This is a genomic window from Pseudomonas sp. GW456-L13, assembly GCF_017350115.1.
GTDB classification, from domain to species: domain Bacteria; phylum Pseudomonadota; class Gammaproteobacteria; order Pseudomonadales; family Pseudomonadaceae; genus Aquipseudomonas; species Aquipseudomonas jessenii.
Map to the genome: position 1 here is coordinate 1,584,366 of NZ_JACNAS010000001.1, position 18,003 is coordinate 1,602,368.

The following is an 18,003-nucleotide window of genomic DNA, read 5'->3' on the forward strand; positions in this document are numbered from 1 at the left end:
ACATTTACAGGAGACCACCATGCCGCGTTTCGCAGCCAACCTGTCCATGCTGTTCACCGAACAGGACTTTCTTGCCCGTTTCGAAGCGGCCGCCAAAGCCGGCTTCAGTGGTGTCGAATACCTGTTCCCGTACGACTTCAGCTCCGCCGAAATCAAGGCCCAGCTCGATGCCAACGGTCTGACCCAAGTGCTGTTCAACCTGCCAGCCGGCGACTGGGCCAAGGGCGAGCGCGGTATCGCCTGCCTGCCGGACCGGGTCGAAGAGTTCCGTGCCGGTGTCGACCTGGCCATCGCTTACGCGCAAGTGCTGGGCAACACCCAGGTCAACTGCCTGGCCGGTATTCGTCCGCAGGGCTTTGACGATGCCACCGTGGAGCAAACCTTCGTCGCCAACCTCAAGTACGCGGCCGACAAGCTGCAAGCGGCGGGCATCAAACTGGTGATGGAAGCGATCAACACCCGTGACATTCCAGGTTTCTACCTGAACAACACGGCGCAAGCCCTGTCGATTCGCGAGCAGGTCGGCAGTGCCAACCTGTTCCTGCAATACGACATCTATCACATGCAAATCATGGAAGGCGATCTGGCCCGCACCCTGCAATCGCACCTGGGCGAGATCAACCACGTGCAGCTCGCGGACAACCCGGGGCGCAACGAACCAGGCACCGGTGAAATCAACTACCGCTTCCTGTTCGAACACCTGGACCGCATCGGTTACCAGGGCTGGGTCGGTTGCGAATACAAGCCGCTGACCACCACTGAAGCGGGCTTGGGCTGGCTCAAGACCCATAACGCAATCTGATGTAGATCCCTGTGGGAGCGAGCTTGCTCGCGATAGCGGTGGGACAGTCGACATCGATGCTGAATGTTATGGCCCCATCGCGAGCAAGCTCGCTCCCACAAAGAGCAGTACTCCCCTATTTGCTTGAAGCAGCAATAAAAACAAGAGGATTTTCTCATGGCTAAAATCGGATTTATCGGCACCGGCATCATGGGCCACCCAATGGCGTTGAACCTGCAGAAAGCCGGTCACAGCCTGTTCCTGTCGGCCCACCACGACCCTGCGCCTGCCGACCTGGTCGCCGCTGGCGCCGTTGCCCTGGCGAACCCGAAGGAAGTCGCCCAGGAAGCCGAATTCATCATCGTCATGGTGCCGGATACCCCACAGGTCGATGACGTACTGTTCCGCGCTGATGGCGTTGCCGCCGGTGTTGGCAAAGGCAAAGTGGTGATCGACATGAGCTCGATCTCGCCGACCGCCACCAAGGCTTTCGCAGCAAAGATCAACGAAAAAGGCGCGCAATACCTCGACGCCCCGGTCTCCGGCGGTGAAGTCGGCGCCAAGGCTGCGACCCTGAGCATCATGGTCGGCGGCGATGCCGACGCCTTCGAGCGCGCCCTGCCACTGTTCCAGGCCATGGGCAAGAACATCACCCTGGTTGGTGGCAACGGCGACGGTCAAACCGCCAAGGTGGCCAACCAGATCATCGTGGCCCTGAACATCCAGGCCGTGGCCGAAGCCCTGCTGTTCGCTTCGAAAAACGGTGCCGATCCGGCCAAGGTGCGTGAAGCACTGATGGGCGGTTTCGCGTCCTCGAAGATCCTCGAAGTGCACGGCGAGCGCATGATCAAGGGCACCTTCGATCCAGGCTTCCGCATCAGCCTGCACCAGAAGGACCTGAACCTGGCCCTGCAAGGCGCCAAGGAGCTGAACATCAACCTGCCGAACACCGCCAACACCCAGCAAGTGTTCAGCACCTGCGCGGCCATCGGTGGCAGCAACTGGGACCACTCGGCGCTGATCAAGGGCCTGGAACACATGGCGAACTTCTCGATTCGCGACAAGAAGTAAGCCCCTGCCCGAAACTGCATCAAACCTGTGGGAGCGAGCTTGCTCGCGATGAGGCCCTGACTATCAACATCCATGTTGACTGACACACCGCTATCGCGAGCAAGCTCGCTCCCACAGGAACCCGAGTTGCCCTTCAAATAACAAGAATTCCGGGAGCCCGCCATGTCGGTCGATCCGCAACAATTGCTGCGCGAGCTGTTTGCCACAGCCATCGATGCGGCGCATCCGCAACAAGTCCTCGAAGCCCATTTGCCTGCCGACCGCAGCGGTCGCGTGATCGTCATCGGTGCTGGCAAAGCCGCAGCCGCCATGGCCCAGGTGGTCGAGCGCTGCTGGCAGGGTGAAGTGTCCGGCCTGGTGGTGACCCGCTACGGTCACGGCGCACCTTGCGAAAAAATCGAAGTGGTCGAAGCCGCACATCCGGTACCGGACGCTGCAGGTCTGGCGGTGGCCAAGCGTGTGCTGGAACTGGTCAGCGACCTGAACGAATCCGACCGCGTGATCTTCCTGCTCTCCGGCGGTGGCTCTGCCCTGCTGGCACTGCCGGCCGAAGGCATCACCCTGGCCGACAAGCAGTCGATCAACAAAGCCCTGCTCAAGTCCGGCGCCACCATCGGCGAGATGAACTGCGTGCGCAAGCACCTCTCGGCGATCAAGGGTGGGCGTCTGGGCAAAGCCTGCTGGCCTGCCACGGTTTATACCTATGCGATTTCCGATGTGCCGGGCGACCTCGCCACGGTCATCGCCTCAGGCCCTACCGTGGCCGACCCGAGCACGTCGGCCGAAGCGCTGGCGATCCTAAAACGCTACGCCATCGAGGTTCCGGCTTCGGTGCGCGCCTGGTTGCAAAGCCCCGAATCGGAAACCGTCAAACCCGGCGACCCGAGCCTGGCACGCAGTCATTTCCAGTTGATCGCCCGCCCGCAGCAATCCCTTGAAGCGGCGGCGGTGAAATGCCGTCAGGCCGGGTTCAGTCCGCTGATCCTCGGCGACCTTGAAGGCGAATCCCGTGAGGTGGCGAAAGTCCACGCCGGCATCGCACGGCAGATCGTCCTGCACGGTCAGCCGCTGGCGGCGCCCTGCGTGATTCTCTCGGGCGGTGAAACCACCGTCACCGTGCGCGGCAATGGCCGTGGCGGGCGCAACGCCGAGTTCCTGCTCAGCCTGACCGACAGCCTCAAGGGCCTGCCCGGCGTCTATGCGCTGGCCGGAGACACCGACGGCATCGACGGTTCCGAAGACAACGCCGGCGCGATCATGACCCCGGACAGCTACGCCCGCGCCGCGGCAAAGGGCCTGAGCGCCAGCGACGAGTTGGATAACAACAACGGTTACGGCTACTTCGAGGCGCTGGACGCCCTGATAGTCACCGAGCCGACCCGTACCAACGTCAACGACTTCCGCGCCATTCTGATCCTTGAGAGCACTAAACATGACGCCTGATAAAAAGGTCAAAATCCTCGCCACGCTCGGCCCGGCCATCGACGGCATCGATGCCATCCGTGAACTGGTGCTGGCCGGGGTCAACATCTTCCGTCTGAACTTCAGCCATGGCGATCATGCTGACCACGCCCAGCGTTTCCAGTGGATTCGTGAAGTCGAGCGTCAGCTCAATTATCCATTGGGCATCCTGATGGACCTGCAAGGCCCGAAACTGCGGGTCGGCAAGTTCGCCGAAGGCAAGGTGCAACTGGTTCGCGGCCAGGCCTTGCGCCTGGACCTCGATGCCACGCCGGGCGATGAGCGCCGGGTCAACCTGCCCCACCCGGAAATCATCGCCGCGCTGGAGCCGGGCATGGACCTGCTGCTGGACGATGGCAAGTTGCGTCTGCGGGTGGTGACCAAGTACGCCGACGCCATCGACACCACCGTGCTCAATGGCGGCGAACTGTCGGACCGCAAAGGCGTGAACGTACCGCAAGCGGTGCTCGACCTGAGCCCGCTGACCGCCAAGGATCGCCGCGACTTGACCTTCGGGCTGGAGTTGGGTGTGGACTGGGTGGCGCTGTCGTTCGTGCAACGTCCCGATGACATCCGCGAAGCCCGTACCCTGATCGGCGACAAGGCCTTCCTGATGGCCAAGATCGAGAAGCCCTCGGCCGTCGAGCAACTGCGCGAGATCGCCGAATTGAGCGACGCGATCATGGTCGCCCGGGGTGACCTGGGTGTGGAAGTGCCGGCCGAAAGCGTGCCGCAGATCCAGAAGAACATCATCAGCACCTGCCGCCAGCTCGGCAAACCGGTGGTGGTCGCCACTCAGATGCTGGAGTCGATGCGCTTCTCACCCGCGCCAACCCGCGCCGAAGTCACCGATGTGGCCAACGCCGTGGCCGAAGGTGCGGACGCGGTGATGCTGTCGGCGGAAACCGCATCCGGCGAATACCCGCTCGAAGCCGTGCAGATGATGAGCAAGATCATCCGCCAGGTGGAAAACGGTCCGGACTATCAGACTCAACTGGACGTCAGCCGGCCGAAAGCCGAGGCGACTGTTTCAGATGCGATCAGCTGCGCCATTCGCCGTATCAGCAACGTGCTGCCGGTGGCGGTGCTGGTCAACTACAGCGAGTCCGGTGCGTCGAGCCTGCGTGCGGCGCGGGAGCGGCCGACGGTGCCGATCCTCAACCTGACACCGAACCTGCAGACCGCCCGTCGCCTGAGCGTGGCGTGGGGTGTGCACTCGGTGGTCAACGACCGCCTGCGTCAGGTCGATGAAGTCTGCTCGACGGCACTGGAAATTGCCCAGGCCCAAGGCATGGCGCAGCGTGGCGACACACTGCTGATCACCGCAGGTGTGCCCTTTGGCGAGCCGGGGTCGACTAACTCTCTGCGTATCGAGACATTGATCTAGCGCCTGTACCGGCCTTATCGCGAGCAAGCTCGCTCCCACATTGGTTTTGTGTCGTTCACGGAACCAAGACTGAACAAAGATTCAGTGTGTGAGCGAGCTTGCTCGCGATGCAGGCAACCCGGTCCCACTGACTTTCAGACCTGCCATGCCTGCCAACCATTTCAACACCCACTGCCCCGACTGGGCCGAAGCCTTGCTCAACGGCTTCAGCCAGATCTTTCTCCAGCGCAATCCGCTGTGCGGCCTGCTGTGCGTCCTGGCCATTTTGTTCACGGCGCCCGCCTTGCTCGGCGGCGCCTTGCTCGGTGGTGTCGCCGGGCTGCTCACTGCGCAACGCCGCAACTATGCCAAGGCTGATCGTCAGGCCGGGTTGTTCAGCTACAACGGCGTGCTGCTCGGACTGTTACTGAGCCTGTATTTCCCCTGGTCGGCGATGATGCCGCCACTGATTCTGGCCGCCGGTGGCCTGAGCGCGATGGTCACCCAACAGTGGCTCAAGCGCGTCCGGTTCAGCCAATACCTGCCGGCCTACACCGCGCCCTTCGTTGGGCTGGGCTGGTTGCTGCTGTGCTTCACCACGCCCTCGACAGAGCCGCACTTGATCGAAGTCAGCACCCTGAACATGCTCGCCGCGCCACTCAAAGGCCTCGGCCAGGTGATGTTCCTCGGTCATCCGCTGGCCGGTGCGATGATTGCCGCCGGTTTGCTGATCGCTGATCGCCGCGCATTCTGCTGGGCATTGTTGGCCTCAGTCGCGGGCATGGGCTGGAGCCTGCTGAACCACGATTTCTATACCGCACTGCTCGGCCTCGGTGGCTATAACGCCGTGCTGGTCGCCCTCGCCTTCAGCTCCCAGCGTCGCCAACCGTGGCTGCCGCTGGTTGGCATCGGCCTGGCGCTGCTGCTGACGCCGCTGTTTGCCGCCATCGGTCTGCCCACCCTGACCGCGCCGTTCATTCTTGCCGGCTGGCTGATTCGCAGCGTCGTGCAAATGCTCGGCAGAGCCACGGTCGAAAGCACGCCTTGCGCTACCGGGGAGAATCAACCTAGGCTGCGCTGATTTGCGGCCAAGGCGATGTGCATGATCAGCAACGACACGTGGCGAAATCGCCTGTACGTGATTATTTTCCAGACCGACACCGTCGCCGGTCGACGCTTCGACTCCACCCTGCTGCTGATCATCTTCGCCAGCCTGGTAGTCGTGATTCTGGACAGCATCGATGACGTTCACCAGCACTACGCCAGCCTGCTGGCGTACATCGAGTGGGGCTTCACGGCGATCTTCCTCGGCGAGTACATCCTGCGCCTATACTGCTCGCCCAAGCCCCTGCGCTACGCCTTCAGTTTCTATGGGCTGGTGGACCTGCTGGCCATCGTGCCCGGCATCCTCGCGCTGTACTACAGCGATGCCCAGTACCTGCTGATCATCCGGGTGATCCGGATGCTGCGGATCTTCCGCGTGCTCAAGCTCGGCCCGTACCTCAAGCAAGCTCATTACCTGCTCGATGCCCTGCGTGGCAGCAAGCAGAAGATCCTTGTGTTCCTGCTCAGCGTCTGCACCCTGGTGACGGTGTTCGGCACCCTGATGTATGTGGTCGAGGGCCCGCAACATGGCTTCACCAGCATTCCCAAGGGCATTTACTGGGCTATCGTGACGTTGACCACCGTCGGTTACGGCGACATCGTGCCCAAGACCGCACTGGGCCAAGTCATCTCGTCGATGGTGATGATCACCGGTTACTCGATCATCGCCGTGCCCACCGGGATCTTCACCGCCGAACTGGCCACGGCCATGCGTGGCGGCCAGTTGCAGCACGACTGCCCGGTGTGTGCGAAAAACAGCCACGAACAGGAAGCGTCGTTCTGTTCCCGTTGCGGTAATGCGCTATTCAGGAAACGGGAATAAGCAAAGAGCTTTTTAATCTTTAAAGGACTATACGAGCCCAGTTATAGTCGCTGGCAAATTGCCCCACTTTTAATAGAACAAGGAATGCGCAGTGAAAAAACTCTTTGGCGCCTCGCTTATCGCCGCTGGCCTCGCCCTGGGCAACATCGCCCAGGCTGCACCGACCCTGCTCAACGTTTCCTACGACGTGATGCGCGATTTCTACAAGGACTACAACACTGCGTTCCAGAAACACTGGCAAGCCGAGCATAACGAAAACATCACCCTGCAAATGTCCTTCGGCGGCTCCAGCAAACAGGCGCGTTCGGTCATCGACGGCTTGCCGGCCGACGTCATCACCATGAACATGGCCACCGACATCAACGCCCTGGCGGACAACGGTAAACTGGTCCCGGACAACTGGGTCACGCGCCTGCCGAACAACAGCGCGCCGTTCACCTCGGCCACAGTGTTCATCGTGCGCAAGGGCAACCCGAAAGCCCTGAAAGACTGGCCGGACCTGCTCAAGGACGGCGTTCAGGTCATCGTGCCAAACCCGAAAACCTCCGGTAACGGTCGCTATACCTACCTCTCGGCCTGGGGCTACGTGCTGAAAAACGGCGGCGACGAGAACAAGGCCAAAGACTTCGTCGGCAAACTGTTCAAGCAAGCGCCGGTACTCGACACCGGTGGCCGTGCCGCCACCACCACCTTCATGACCAACCAGATCGGCGACGTGCTGGTGACCTTTGAAAACGAAGCGGAAATGATCGCCCGCGAGTTCGGCCGCGATCAGTTCGAAGTCATCTACCCAAGCGTTTCCGCCGAAGCCGAGCCACCGGTATCGGTGGTCGACAAGACCGTCGACAAAAAAGGCACCCGTGCAGCGGCCGAGGAATACCTGAAGTACTTGTGGTCGCCGGAAGGTCAGGAAATTGCCGCGGCAAACTACCTGCGCCCGCGTGACCCAGCCGTGCTGGCCAAGTACACCGACCGTTTCCCGAAAGTAGACTTCCTGTCGGTCGAGAAGACCTTCGGCGACTGGCGCACCGTGCAGAAGACCCACTTCAATGATGGCGGGGTTTTCGACCAGATCTACAGCGGCAGGTAATCGACTGAAACACTGCAACTTCTATAGGAGCGAGCTTGCTCGCGATGACAATTGAACAGTCAGCATCGTCGTTGACTGCCATTACGCTATCGCGAGCAAGCTCGCTCCCACAGGTTCTGCGACATCCCGCTACATCGGCGGCGTCACGCCATCCTTGCCCGCCGAAATGGATTGGGCGGTGAGCGTGCTGTCAGCGCCCTGCGTCACAAAGGTCTTCACGAACAAGATGTAAGTGAATGTATCATTCACCCTCGATGTTCTGACGCAAGACACACGCGTTCGTCAGTCATTCCGCAATGGAATGATTGCTATCACTCCAATCCCACTTCCGCCGTTTCAGTCAGCCCATTAGCCTGCGCGCATTCCTTTCCGTACAGCGAGACCCGTTATGAACCCAGCGACCCAGGTGTCCCACGGCACCGCGACAATGACCCGAGGCATGGTGCTGCTGTTCGCCTTCTGCTGCGGCGCCATTGTCGCCAATATCTACTACGCCCAGCCGATCATCGGCCTGATCGCGCCGGACATTGGCCTGACCAACACCATGGCCAGCCTGATCGTTTCCTTGACTCAGATCGGCTATGCGCTGGGACTGTTTTTCCTGGTGCCGCTGGGGGATCTGCTGGAGAACCGCCGGTTGATGATCATCACCACGCTGGTGGCAATTGTCAGCCTGCTAGGTGCGGCGTTTACCGATCAGCCGAACGTGTTTTTGCTGATTTCGCTGTTGGTGGGGTTCAGTTCGGTTTCGGTGCAAATCCTGATTCCGTTGGCCGCGCACCTGGCACCGGAAGAAACCCGTGGTCGTGTGGTGGGCGGGATCATGGGTGGGTTGTTGCTCGGCATTCTGCTGGCCCGACCGGTGTCCAGCGTGGTGGCCGACCACTTTGGCTGGCGGGCGATGTTTGTGATTGCCGCAGTGTTGATGGCGGCCATCAGCATCGTGCTGGCCGTAACCATTCCCAAGCGTGAGCCTGATCACAGCGCGTCCTATGGCCAGTTGCTGGGCTCTCTGTGGACGCTGTTGCGCAAGCAACCGGTCCTGCGCCAGCGTGCGTTTTACCAAGGCTGCATGTTTGCCACCTTCAGCCTGTTCTGGACCGCCGTGCCGCTGGAACTGGCGCGCAATCACGGTTTGTCGCAAAGCGAGATCGCGATCTTCGCCCTGGTCGGGGCCATCGGCGCCATTGCTGCCCCGATCGCCGGTCGCCTGGCCGATGCCGGACACACCCGCATCGCATCGTTGCTGGCCCTGCTGTTTGCCAGCCTGAGTTTCATGCCGGCGTTTATCCATCCGGTCTACAGCGTTATCGGCCTGGCGGTGACCGGCGTGGTGCTCGACTTCTGCGTGCAGATGAACATGGTCCTCGGCCAGCGTGCGGTCTACGCCCTCGACGGCAAAAGCCGCAGCCGCCTGAATGCGCTGTACATGACCAGCATCTTCATCGGCGGCGCCTTCGGCTCTTCGGTGGCCAGCGCGGTGTACGAACACGGCGGCTGGTTGTGGATCGTGATCGTCGGCAGCGCGTTTCCGCTGTTGGCGTTGTTGCGGTTCTTGAGTGCTTCGCAGAAGGCTTCGCTGGCGACGGCGTAAGCCTCAAAACCCGGTCGGATCGCCGCCCGGAGCAGGCTCGCTCCCACAGTGGATCGGCCGTTCAACAAGGCCGGCGAGGAGCAATCGGTCATCGTCAGCGGCCGGATCCGCGTCAATGCCGCCGAAGGCCTGCGAGAAGCCGTGCTGGCCCACCAAGGGCTGGCCATGGCCTCGCAATGGATGTTTGCGCCGGAACTGGCCGACGGTTCGGTTCGGGAAGTGATGAAGGACTGGGCACTGCCGGACCTGGATTTGTGGACGGTTTTCCCTATGGGGAGAATGGCCAGTGCCAAGGCTCGGGCGTTCGTGAAGTATGTGCAGGGGTTGTTGGCCTGGAAGACCTGACAGGCAGCCCGGAGTTACTCGTCAATGCAGACCAGCAACCGTTCGACCGTTTGCTCAAGCGGCCCTGAGTTGTCGAGCATGTGCACGGCCGGGTCCTCCGCCAGCAATTGCTCGCAGAATCGGGCATTGCGTGCCAACCGCTGATCGATCTCGATCGGCGATTCCCGCCCGCGTTCCAGCAAGCGCTGGCGCAGTACTGCCTGATCCACAGTCAACAACAGCACCAACGCGTTCGGATAGCGCTGGCGCGTGTTCTGCAAATGCCCTCGAGAGCCATTGATCAGCACGTCCTGCCCGGCGGCCAGCCAATCGTCGATTTCCCGCGGGATGCCATAGGACAACCCGTTGGCGTGCCAGCTCAGGGCAAACGCGCCCTGGGCCTCCATTTCGGAGAACTGCTGTTCACTGACGCCCAGCGCCGCTTCGCCAACGGCTTCTGCCGAACGCGTGATGACCCGCCGCACGACGCGGCAGCCTCGTTCGGCCAACCGTGTACGCGCGGCATCCAGCAGGCTGTCCTTGCCCGAACCTGAAGGCCCGATGAGATAGATCAACCTGCCCGCCATCAAACCATCCTCTTCATTTTTCGACCTGTTTGCCGGCCCCACGGCAGACCATCCTGATTGCGCTTGCGCCAGATCAGCCCGCAGGCCCCGCGTATGATCCATCACCGACACCGGTTGCACCAGCGGGTTTTCCAGCGGGTCACGGTTACGCTGAGGGTGTCCTCGCAGCGCAGGTCAATCCGGCGTTGGAGGCTGTGGGTGCTTGGCTTGCCTGCGGTGGCGGAGTGTTTTTACCGGTGTACATATCCGTTTCTGCGGTCACGGCCATTTAGGGTTCCGCCCTTATGTATGGACTCATTCAGGCCGCCATCGCGAGCAAGCTCGCTCCCACAGAATTGAGCAGTGACCCACCCATCACATTCCAGCAGGCACAAAAAAGGCGACCCGAAGGTCGCCTTTTTGCGTTACTGCCCGAATTTCCGCCCCAGGCCACCCGGTACACCCTGGATGTCAGTATCTTCCCACGGCCCTTGCGGACTAATCGACCGACTCCAACCATTATCCCAGCGGTAATAGGTACGTTGGCGATAAAAGGTATTGGGCTGGTCATCAAGCACATACACCCCAAGCTTCGGATCCCAATGGCTATTGCCCCCCGGTGGTGGCGCGAAGCTGGCAGAAGTGCGTGGCAACGGCTTGGAGGGTTTGGCCGGGATGGTCGGCTTGCTCGGTACAGGCGACGTCGATGGCGTGGGGCTAGGCTGCGACGGCGGGAACGGTGGTGGTGCCTGATGTTCCGTTGGTTGCTGGACCGCACAAGCGCTTAACCCCAAAACAGCGCTGAGCAGGGCAATACGAGCAATGGCGGTCATGGTGGCGTTTCCTGTTATTTATCCGGGCTGTCGATGGTCAGTGTCTGCGGCGCGGTGGTGCTGCTGGCCAGGGGCTGGCTGCGACCAATCCATTCGCCGGCGGTCGGTTTGCCGGCACGGGAAATGCGCGCAACCAGTTGGACTTCAGGGAAGTTCGACAGTTTCAATTGCGGCATCATTGCGTCGGCGTCGCCCAGTTCGACGGTCACCGGCAGGTCGGCCACGGTCATGCGCTTGACCGCCAGCGGGGCCGGAGGACCGGAGATCGCACGGGCGAAGATGAACACGCTGTCGCCAGGCTGGACCTTGGATTTGAGGTCCGCGGCCAGATCGACACTGACCTTGAGCAACGCCGAGGCCTTTGCCGCCGGTGCTTGTGCAACCTTGCCGCCACTGGCCACCAGCTTTTCCGTGGCCCGGGTAATTCCGCCTTGCAGCGCCTCGCGGGACTTGTCCTCCGGCGGCAGCTGCGCCAACAGGCGATTCCAGTAATCGATGGCGTCCTGATAACGCTCGCTTTCAAACGCGGCAATGCCAAGCAAGCCAAGGCTAGTGACTTCTTTCGGATCGGTCTTGAGCGCTTCGTCGGTCAGGGCCTGGACCTTGTCCGACCACTTCTTGCCATCGGCGAAGTACTGGGCCTGGGCCCATTGACCGAGCAACTCGGGCTGGCGACCGGCCAGACTCACGGTGCGTTCGAACATTTTCGCCGCGTCCGCCGGGCGATCCTGAGCCATGTAGGTGCGACCGAGGAAATACATGCCTTCAGCGGAATCCGGTTGAGCGGCGACCGCACGTTCCAGGCGCCGCGTCATCTCTTCCATCGACTGGGGTGCCTGGGAGAATTCGCGGGTCAGTTCGACCTTGTCGCTGGCACCGAAATGCAGATACAGGCCCAGGCCCAGCACCGGCACCAGAATGGCCGCCAGCAACGGCAAGGGTTTGCCCAGACGCGACACCCGTGGCGCTTCAGCGCCTTCGGTGTCCGCCAGCAACTCACGGGCAGCTTCGGCGCGACCGGCGTCCATTTGCGCGGCATCGAGCACGCCCTCTTCCTGCTGAGTCTGCAACTCAGTCACGCGCTCCTGATACAGCGCGACGTTCAGGGCGGTACGATCCTCTTCGCGCTGGGCGCGACGGCTGCGCAGCACCGGGATCAACAGAAAACTCAGGGCAACCAGAAGCAGCAGACCTGCAGCGAGCCAGAAATCAATCATTCTTGGTTTTATCCAACAGGTGGTCGAGGCGCGAGCGCTCCTCGGCAGAAAGCGAGTCCGGGGTGCCGGCGCGTTGCACGCGACGACGGCGGACGATCACCGCGATGATCACGACACCGCCCAGCAGCAGGCCGGCGGGGCCGAACCAGAGCAAGGCGGTCTTGGCGTTCAGCGCAGGCTTGTAGCGGACGAAATCACCGTAGCGATCGACCATGAAGTCGATGATCTGCTGGTTGTCCTTGCCCTCGCCGAGCATGCGGTAAATCTCTTTGCGCAGGTCGGCGGCAATCGGTGCGTTGGAATCGGCGATGTCCTGATTCTGGCACTTGGGGCAACGCAGCTCCTTGGTCAACTCGCGGAAACGCTCGCGGTCTTCTTCCTTGGCGAACTCGTAGGTGTCGATGGCCGCGTGGGCCACGCCCGCCAGGCTCAAGCCCAGGACAACGGCAGCGAACCAGCGCTTCATGGCTTGACCTCGTCGACCAGCGCCTGGTACTTGCCCGCCAGTTTTTCACGCCAGACCTGCTCGTCGATCACGCCGACGAACTTGTCACGGATGATGCCTTTGGCGTCGATGAAGAAGGTTTCCGGTGCGCCATACACGCCGAGGTTGAGGCCCAACGAGCCTTCGTCGTCACGAATGTCCAGCGCATACGGGTTGTGGAAGTCCTTCAGCCACTTCAAGGCATCAACGTTGACATCCTTGTAGTTGATGCCGTAGATCACCACGCCCTGCTGGGCCAGTTTGTTCAACACCGGGTGCTCGACCCGGCAGGAAATGCACCAGGTGCCCCAGACGTTGACCAGCGCCGGTTTGCCCAGAATGTCAGCGCGGGTCAGGGTCTTGTCGCCCTGCACCGACGGCAGGGAAAACTCCGGGAACGGCTTGTTGATCATGGCCGAAGGCAGCTCGGCCGGATCCAGGTACAACCCACGGTAAAGGAATACCGCGACCACCAGAAAAATCGCCAGTGGCAGCAACATCAACCAACGCTTCATGCAGTGGCTCCCGACATGCCCAGTGCTTCGCGCACGCGGCTTTTGACCTTGACCCGATAACGCCGATCCAGCGCCGCCAGCAACCCGCCTGCACCTGTCAGCAAGCCGCCGAACCAGATCCAGCGCACGAACGGCTTGACGTGCACGCGCACGGCCCAGGCGCCGTTACCCAGTGGTTCACCGAGGGCGACATAGAGGTCGCGGGTGAAACCGGCGTCGATGCCCGCTTCGGTCATCACCGAGTTCTGCACGGTATAGAGGCGTTTTTCCGGGTGCAGCACGCTGATTTCCTTGCCGTTGCGGATCACCCGCACGGTGCCCTTGTCGGAGGTGAAGTTCGGTCCTTCGAAGTGTTTGGCGCCTTCGAAGACGAACTGATAGCCGCCCAGGTCCATGGATTCGCCGGGCGCCAGGCGCAGGTCACGCTCGGCACTGTTCTGGCTCGACAGCACGACACCCAGCGCACACACGGCGATGCCCAGGTGCGCGATCTGCATGCCCCAGTAGCTGCGGGTCAGGGTTGGCAGTCCTTTGATCAGGCCCTTGTGGCGAGTCTTGTCGAAGATGTCACGCACGCCGGCCAGCAACACCCAGGCAGCGAGCATGAAGGTCGCGAGCACGGCCCAGTTGAAATCGCCGTAGGCGATGCCGGCCACTACGGCCAGCGCGGCACTGCCGAGCAGGACCGGGGTGAGCATGCTTACCAGCCATTTCACCGGAGTGTCTTTCCAGCGCACGATCACGCCGACCGCCATCACCACCATCAGCAATGCCATCAACGGAATGAACAGCGCGTTGAAGTATGGCGGACCGACGGACAGCTTGGCGCCGGTCATGGCGTCCAGAATAAGCGGATACAAGGTGCCGAGCAGAATCATCGACGCGGCCACCACCAGCACCAGGTTGTTACCCAACAGCAGGGTTTCCCGGGACCAGAGGTTGAAGCCCACCTGGCTCTTGACCACCGGCGCGCGCAGGGCGAACAGCGTCAGCGAACCACCGACCACGAACAGCAGGAAAATCAGGATGAACACCCCGCGCTCCGGGTCGGACGCAAAGGCGTGCACCGAGGTCAGCACGCCGGAACGCACGAGGAAGGTACCCAGCAGGCTCAAGGAGAATGCGGCGATGGCCAGCAACACGGTCCAGCTTTTGAACACGCCACGTTTTTCCGTGACCGCCAACGAGTGAATCAGTGCGGTGCCCACCAGCCATGGCATGAACGAGGCGTTTTCCACCGGATCCCAGAACCACCAGCCACCCCAGCCGAGTTCGTAATAGGCCCACCACGAACCAAGGGTGATACCAATACCGAGGAACGCCCAGGCCACGATGGTCCACGGACGCGACCAGCGCGCCCAGGCGGCGTCCAGGCGACCGCCCATCAGCGCGGCGATGGCGAAGGCGAAGGCCACCGAGAAGCCGACGTAGCCCATGTACAGCATCGGCGGGTGAACGATCAGGCCGATGTCTTGCAGCAGCGGGTTGAGGTCGGCACCGTCGGTGGGCATTTGCGGCAGGATGCGCTTGAACGGATTGGAGGTCATGATCAGGAATAGCAGGAAACCGGTGCTGATCATGCCCATCACCGCCAGCACGCGGGCCAGCATGACCTGCGGCAATTGCCGGGAAAACACCGATACCGCAAAGGTCCAGCCGCCGAGAATCAAGGCCCACAACAGCAGGGAACCTTCGTGGGCACCCCACACGGCGCTGAACTTGTAGTACCACGGCAAGGCACTGTTGGAGTTGTTGGCCACATAGGCCACGGAGAAATCGTCGACCATGAAGGCGTAGGTCAGGCAACCGAAGGCGAACAGCAAGAACGCGAACTGCCCCCACGCGGCCGGCTGGGCCAGGCTCATCCAGAAGCGGTCACCGCGCCAGGCACCGACCAATGGCACCACGGCCTGAACCAGCGCGAAACACAGCGCCAGGATCATGGCCAGGTGGCCCAATTCGGGAATGAAGATTCCAGCTGTCATCAGTTAGCCCTCTTTCGCGGGAGTGGGTGCCGACTGGCCGCTGTCTTTCAACGCCTTGGTCACTTCCGGCGGCATGTACTTTTCATCGTGCTTGGCCAGCACTTCATCGGCCACCACGACGCCGTCAGCGTTGAGTTTGCCCAGGGCAACAATGCCCTGCCCTTCGCGGAACAGGTCCGGCAGGATGCCGCGATAAGTGATGGTCACGGATTTGTTGAAGTCGGTGACGACAAACTTCACGTCCAGCGAGTCGCCGGAGCGCTGCAAGGAACCGGCTTCGACCATGCCGCCGGCACGGATACGCGTGTCCTGCGGGGCTTCGCCGTTGGCGATCTGGGTCGGTGTGTAAAACAGGTTGATGTTCTGCTGCAGGGCACTCAGGGCCAGGCCAACGGCAGCGCCGACCCCGACCAAGATCGCGAGAATGATGATAAGACGCTTTTTACGCAGCGGATTCACTTGCCGTTCTCCCGGCGCAGACGGCGCGCCTCTTGTTGCAGATACCGCTTGCGGGCCAGGATCGGCGCCGCCACGTTGAGGGCCAATACCGCCAGGCAGATGCCATAGGCTGACCAGACATACAGGCCATGATGACCCATGGCGACGAAGTCGCCGAATGAAGCAAAACTCATCGAGCGACCTCCAGGCTGTTTTCGACTTCGGTTTTGACCCAACTGGCCCGGGCTTCGCGCTTGAGCACTTCAAGACGCATGCGCAGCAGCAGGACCGCGCCGAAGAAACAGTAGAAACCCAGCGCCGTCAGCAGCAGTGGCAGCCACATCTCGGCTGGCATCGCCGGTTTTTCGGTGAGGGTGAAGGTCGCGCCCTGGTGCAGGGTGTTCCACCACTCCACCGAGTACTTGATGATCGGGATGTTGATCACACCGACAATCGCCAGCACCGCACAGGCCTTGGCCGCGCTGTCACGATTACTGATGGCGTTGCCCAACGCAATGAGACCGAAGTACAGGAACAGCAGGATAAGCATGGACGTAAGGCGTGCATCCCAGACCCACCACGAGCCCCAGGTCGGCTTGCCCCAGATCGCCCCGGTGACCAACGCCACGGCGGTCATCCAGGCGCCGATGGGTGCCGCGCATTGCAGGGCGACGTCGGCCAGTTTCATCTTCCACACAAGGCCGACGATGCCGCACACGGCCAGCATCACGTAGATGGACTGCGCCAGCATGGCGGCCGGAACGTGGATATAGATGATGCGGAAGCTGTTGCCCTGCTGGTAGTCCGGCGGCGCGAAGGCCAGGCCCCAGACCACGCCAACGCTGATCAGCAGCAACGCCGCGACGCTCAGCCAGGGCAGCATTCTGCCGCTGATGCCGTAAAACCATTTGGGCGAGCCAAGCTTGTGAAACCACGTCCAGTTCATACTGTTTCCATCACGGTTGCTCTTTACTGTGAAGAGCCTGGGCCTTTACTGATCAAATTTTGACCAGACCTCATTATTCGCCGACGCTGATCTTCAAGCCAGCGGCTATTGCAAAAGGTGTCAGGGTTATCGCCAAGGCGGTCAGGCTGCCAAGCCATAGGAGATAACCGGTCGCCGGCATTCCCTGCAAGGCCGCCTGCAAGGCGCCACTGCCAAGGATCAATACCGGGATGTACAACGGCAGAATCAGCAGTGCCAGCAACAGGCCACCGCGCTTCAAGCCCACCGTCAGCGCCGCACCCACCGCACCGAGCAGGCTCAGTACCGGTGTACCGAGCAGCAACGAAAGCAGCAACACCGGCAGACAGGCGGCAGGCAAACCGAGCATCAGCGCCAGCAAGGGTGCGAGCAAAACCAGTGCCAGACCGGAAAAAGCCCAGTGTGCCAGCACTTTGGCCAAAACCAGAAGAGGCAGGGGGTGCGGCGAAAGGACCCACTGCTCAAGGGATCCGTCTTCGAAATCACTGCGGAAAAGCCCGTCCAGCGAGAGCAGAACCGATAAAAGTGCCGCGACCCAGACCAACCCCGGAGACAAGGTTTGCAACAATTGAGACTCGGGTCCGACCGCCAACGGGAACAAGGAAACGACGATGGCGAAAAACACCAGCGGATTGGCCAGCTCCGCGGGACGGCGAAACAGCAGACGGGCCTCACGGGCGACCAACAGGCCAAAAACACTCATACGGCCCAATTCCCCAGATCGATGTCGCGATAAGCGGCCGGCATCCGGCTCAGCGTGTGGTGGGTGGTCAACACCACCATGCCGCCACGTTCGCAGTGGCCGGCCAGGTGTTCTTCGAGTTGCGCCACGCCTTGCTTGTCGAGAGCGGTGAACGGCTCATCGAGAATCCACAACGGCGGGCTGTCCAGATACAAACGCGCCAGTGCGACGCGACGCCGCTGCCCAGCGGACAGAGTGTGGCAGGGAACATCTTCGAATCCGCGCAAGCCGACCGCCGCCAAGGCTTGCCAGATCGCCTCACGGGAGGCCGGTTGATGCAGGGCGCAGAGCCAACTCAGGTTCTCTTCCGGTGTCAGCAGATCCTTGATTCCCGCCGCATGGCCGATCCACAGCAGATTGCGCGCCAGCTCAGCGCGCTGCTCATCAAGGGGCTTGCCGTTGAGCAGCACTTGACCGGCGGTCGGATGCATCAGCCCGGAGAGCAGGCGCAACAGGCTGGTCTTGCCGCTGCCGTTGGGGCCACTGATTTGCATCATTTCGCCACTGGCCAGTCTCAAATCGAGATTTTCGAAGAGCAGCCGAAGGTCTCGCTCACAGGCAAGGGCAACGGTTTGCAGGACAGGACTGGTCAAGGGATCACGGGCCTTATACGGTTCAAGTCGG

Annotated in this window: 19 protein-coding genes and 1 pseudogene; 9 read left to right on the top strand and 11 right to left on the bottom strand. The window is 61.6% G+C overall.

Annotation, left to right across the window (positions count from 1 at the left end; genetic code table 11):
* Positions 1-19 precede the first annotated feature (19 nt).
* The 9 genes and pseudogenes from hyi to J4D25_RS07210 all read left to right on the top strand — a co-directional run.
* Positions 20-802, top strand: a complete 783-nt coding sequence (gene hyi, locus J4D25_RS07170; protein ID WP_057715849.1) for a hydroxypyruvate isomerase — start codon at positions 20-22, stop codon at positions 800-802.
* 156 nt (positions 803-958) lie between these two features.
* On the top strand, positions 959-1,852 hold the full coding sequence (locus tag J4D25_RS07175; RefSeq protein ID WP_057715850.1) for a 2-hydroxy-3-oxopropionate reductase: 894 nt from the start codon (positions 959-961) through the stop codon (positions 1,850-1,852).
* Positions 1,853-2,014: 162 nt separating this feature from the next.
* On the top strand, positions 2,015-3,295 hold the full coding sequence (locus J4D25_RS07180; protein WP_057715851.1) for a glycerate kinase: 1,281 nt from the start codon (positions 2,015-2,017) through the stop codon (positions 3,293-3,295).
* Positions 3,285-4,700 (top strand): pyruvate kinase, encoded by a 1,416-nt coding sequence (gene pyk, locus J4D25_RS07185; protein WP_057715852.1) that lies wholly within the window; start codon positions 3,285-3,287, stop codon positions 4,698-4,700. Before J4D25_RS07180 ends, pyk begins: the two co-directional genes overlap by 11 nt.
* A 145-nt stretch (positions 4,701-4,845) precedes the next feature.
* Positions 4,846-5,760 (top strand): urea transporter, encoded by a 915-nt coding sequence (locus tag J4D25_RS07190; RefSeq protein ID WP_057715853.1) that lies wholly within the window; start codon positions 4,846-4,848, stop codon positions 5,758-5,760.
* Between the two features lie 21 nt (positions 5,761-5,781).
* Positions 5,782-6,606 carry an ion transporter gene (locus J4D25_RS07195; RefSeq protein WP_057715854.1) on the top strand — a complete coding sequence of 275 codons (825 nt, stop codon included), beginning with the start codon at positions 5,782-5,784 and terminating at the stop codon, positions 6,604-6,606.
* Between the two features lie 91 nt (positions 6,607-6,697).
* Positions 6,698-7,696 carry a sulfate ABC transporter substrate-binding protein gene (locus J4D25_RS07200; RefSeq protein WP_057715855.1) on the top strand — a complete coding sequence of 333 codons (999 nt, stop codon included), beginning with the start codon at positions 6,698-6,700 and terminating at the stop codon, positions 7,694-7,696.
* Between the two features lie 388 nt (positions 7,697-8,084).
* Positions 8,085-9,290 carry an MFS transporter gene (locus J4D25_RS07205; protein WP_057715856.1) on the top strand — a complete coding sequence of 402 codons (1,206 nt, stop codon included), beginning with the start codon at positions 8,085-8,087 and terminating at the stop codon, positions 9,288-9,290.
* Between the two features lie 60 nt (positions 9,291-9,350).
* Positions 9,351-9,635, top strand: a pseudogene (locus tag J4D25_RS07210) (LysR substrate-binding domain-containing protein); the annotation flags it as partial.
* 14 nt (positions 9,636-9,649) lie between these two features.
* On the opposite strand, the gene phnN reads toward J4D25_RS07210, so the two are convergent.
* The 11 genes from phnN to ccmA form a co-directional block, all read right to left on the bottom strand.
* Positions 9,650-10,201, bottom strand: a complete 552-nt coding sequence (gene phnN, locus J4D25_RS07215) for a phosphonate metabolism protein/1,5-bisphosphokinase (PRPP-forming) PhnN (protein WP_057715858.1) — start codon at positions 10,199-10,201, stop codon at positions 9,650-9,652.
* Positions 10,202-10,605: 404 nt separating this feature from the next.
* Positions 10,606-11,013 (bottom strand): hypothetical protein, encoded by a 408-nt coding sequence (locus J4D25_RS07220; RefSeq protein WP_079246789.1) that lies wholly within the window; start codon positions 11,011-11,013, stop codon positions 10,606-10,608.
* Positions 11,014-11,027: 14 nt separating this feature from the next.
* On the bottom strand, positions 11,028-12,230 hold the full coding sequence (ccmI, locus tag J4D25_RS07225; protein WP_057715859.1) for a c-type cytochrome biogenesis protein CcmI: 1,203 nt from the start codon (positions 12,228-12,230) through the stop codon (positions 11,028-11,030).
* Entirely contained in the window at positions 12,223-12,696 is a 474-nt protein-coding gene (locus J4D25_RS07230) for a cytochrome c-type biogenesis protein (protein WP_057715860.1), read from the bottom strand. Before J4D25_RS07230 ends, ccmI begins: the two co-directional genes overlap by 8 nt.
* Positions 12,693-13,229: a DsbE family thiol:disulfide interchange protein gene (locus J4D25_RS07235; RefSeq protein WP_057715861.1), complete on the bottom strand. Its 537-nt coding sequence runs from the start codon at positions 13,227-13,229 to the stop codon at positions 12,693-12,695. The genes J4D25_RS07230 and J4D25_RS07235 overlap by 4 nt, the downstream gene beginning before the upstream one ends.
* A complete protein-coding gene (locus tag J4D25_RS07240; protein WP_057715862.1) occupies positions 13,226-15,214 on the bottom strand; it encodes a heme lyase CcmF/NrfE family subunit in 1,989 nt (662 codons plus the stop codon). Before J4D25_RS07240 ends, J4D25_RS07235 begins: the two co-directional genes overlap by 4 nt.
* Before the next feature lie 3 nt (positions 15,215-15,217).
* The gene (ccmE, locus tag J4D25_RS07245) at positions 15,218-15,673 is read right to left on the bottom strand and encodes a cytochrome c maturation protein CcmE (protein WP_008052305.1); all 456 of its coding nucleotides are present in this window, start codon (positions 15,671-15,673) and stop codon (positions 15,218-15,220) included.
* The gene (gene ccmD / locus J4D25_RS07250) at positions 15,670-15,846 is read right to left on the bottom strand and encodes a heme exporter protein CcmD (RefSeq protein WP_057715863.1); all 177 of its coding nucleotides are present in this window, start codon (positions 15,844-15,846) and stop codon (positions 15,670-15,672) included. Before ccmD ends, ccmE begins: the two co-directional genes overlap by 4 nt.
* Positions 15,843-16,598: a heme ABC transporter permease gene (locus tag J4D25_RS07255; RefSeq protein WP_057715864.1), complete on the bottom strand. Its 756-nt coding sequence runs from the start codon at positions 16,596-16,598 to the stop codon at positions 15,843-15,845. The genes ccmD and J4D25_RS07255 overlap by 4 nt, the downstream gene beginning before the upstream one ends.
* 73 nt (positions 16,599-16,671) lie before the next feature.
* Positions 16,672-17,340, bottom strand: a complete 669-nt coding sequence (gene ccmB, locus J4D25_RS07260) for a heme exporter protein CcmB (RefSeq protein ID WP_007983326.1) — start codon at positions 17,338-17,340, stop codon at positions 16,672-16,674.
* A complete protein-coding gene (gene ccmA / locus J4D25_RS07265) occupies positions 17,337-17,972 on the bottom strand; it encodes a cytochrome c biogenesis heme-transporting ATPase CcmA (protein ID WP_057715865.1) in 636 nt (211 codons plus the stop codon). Before ccmA ends, ccmB begins: the two co-directional genes overlap by 4 nt.
* Positions 17,973-18,003 lie beyond the last annotated feature (31 nt).

Bases quoted from the DNA above. Each gene is read 5' to 3' on its own strand.
- hyi (WP_057715849.1), top strand. From the start codon at position 20: ATGCCGCGTTTCGCAGCCAACCTGTCCATGCTGTTCACCGAACAGGAC.
- J4D25_RS07175 (WP_057715850.1), top strand. From the start codon at position 959: ATGGCTAAAATCGGATTTATCGGCACCGGCATCATGGGCCACCCAATG.
- J4D25_RS07180 (WP_057715851.1), top strand. From the start codon at position 2,015: ATGTCGGTCGATCCGCAACAATTGCTGCGCGAGCTGTTTGCCACAGCC.
- pyk (WP_057715852.1), top strand. From the start codon at position 3,285: ATGACGCCTGATAAAAAGGTCAAAATCCTCGCCACGCTCGGCCCGGCC.
- J4D25_RS07190 (WP_057715853.1), top strand. From the start codon at position 4,846: ATGCCTGCCAACCATTTCAACACCCACTGCCCCGACTGGGCCGAAGCC.
- J4D25_RS07195 (WP_057715854.1), top strand. From the start codon at position 5,782: ATGATCAGCAACGACACGTGGCGAAATCGCCTGTACGTGATTATTTTC.
- J4D25_RS07205 (WP_057715856.1), top strand. From the start codon at position 8,085: ATGAACCCAGCGACCCAGGTGTCCCACGGCACCGCGACAATGACCCGA.
- phnN (WP_057715858.1), bottom strand. From the start codon at position 10,201: ATGGCGGGCAGGTTGATCTATCTCATCGGGCCTTCAGGTTCGGGCAAG.
- J4D25_RS07220 (WP_079246789.1), bottom strand. From the start codon at position 11,013: ATGACCGCCATTGCTCGTATTGCCCTGCTCAGCGCTGTTTTGGGGTTA.
- ccmI (WP_057715859.1), bottom strand. From the start codon at position 12,230: ATGATTGATTTCTGGCTCGCTGCAGGTCTGCTGCTTCTGGTTGCCCTG.
- J4D25_RS07230 (WP_057715860.1), bottom strand. From the start codon at position 12,696: ATGAAGCGCTGGTTCGCTGCCGTTGTCCTGGGCTTGAGCCTGGCGGGC.
- J4D25_RS07235 (WP_057715861.1), bottom strand. From the start codon at position 13,229: ATGAAGCGTTGGTTGATGTTGCTGCCACTGGCGATTTTTCTGGTGGTC.
- J4D25_RS07240 (WP_057715862.1), bottom strand. From the start codon at position 15,214: ATGACAGCTGGAATCTTCATTCCCGAATTGGGCCACCTGGCCATGATC.
- ccmD (WP_057715863.1), bottom strand. From the start codon at position 15,846: ATGAGTTTTGCTTCATTCGGCGACTTCGTCGCCATGGGTCATCATGGC.
- J4D25_RS07255 (WP_057715864.1), bottom strand. From the start codon at position 16,598: ATGAACTGGACGTGGTTTCACAAGCTTGGCTCGCCCAAATGGTTTTAC.
- ccmB (WP_007983326.1), bottom strand. From the start codon at position 17,340: ATGAGTGTTTTTGGCCTGTTGGTCGCCCGTGAGGCCCGTCTGCTGTTT.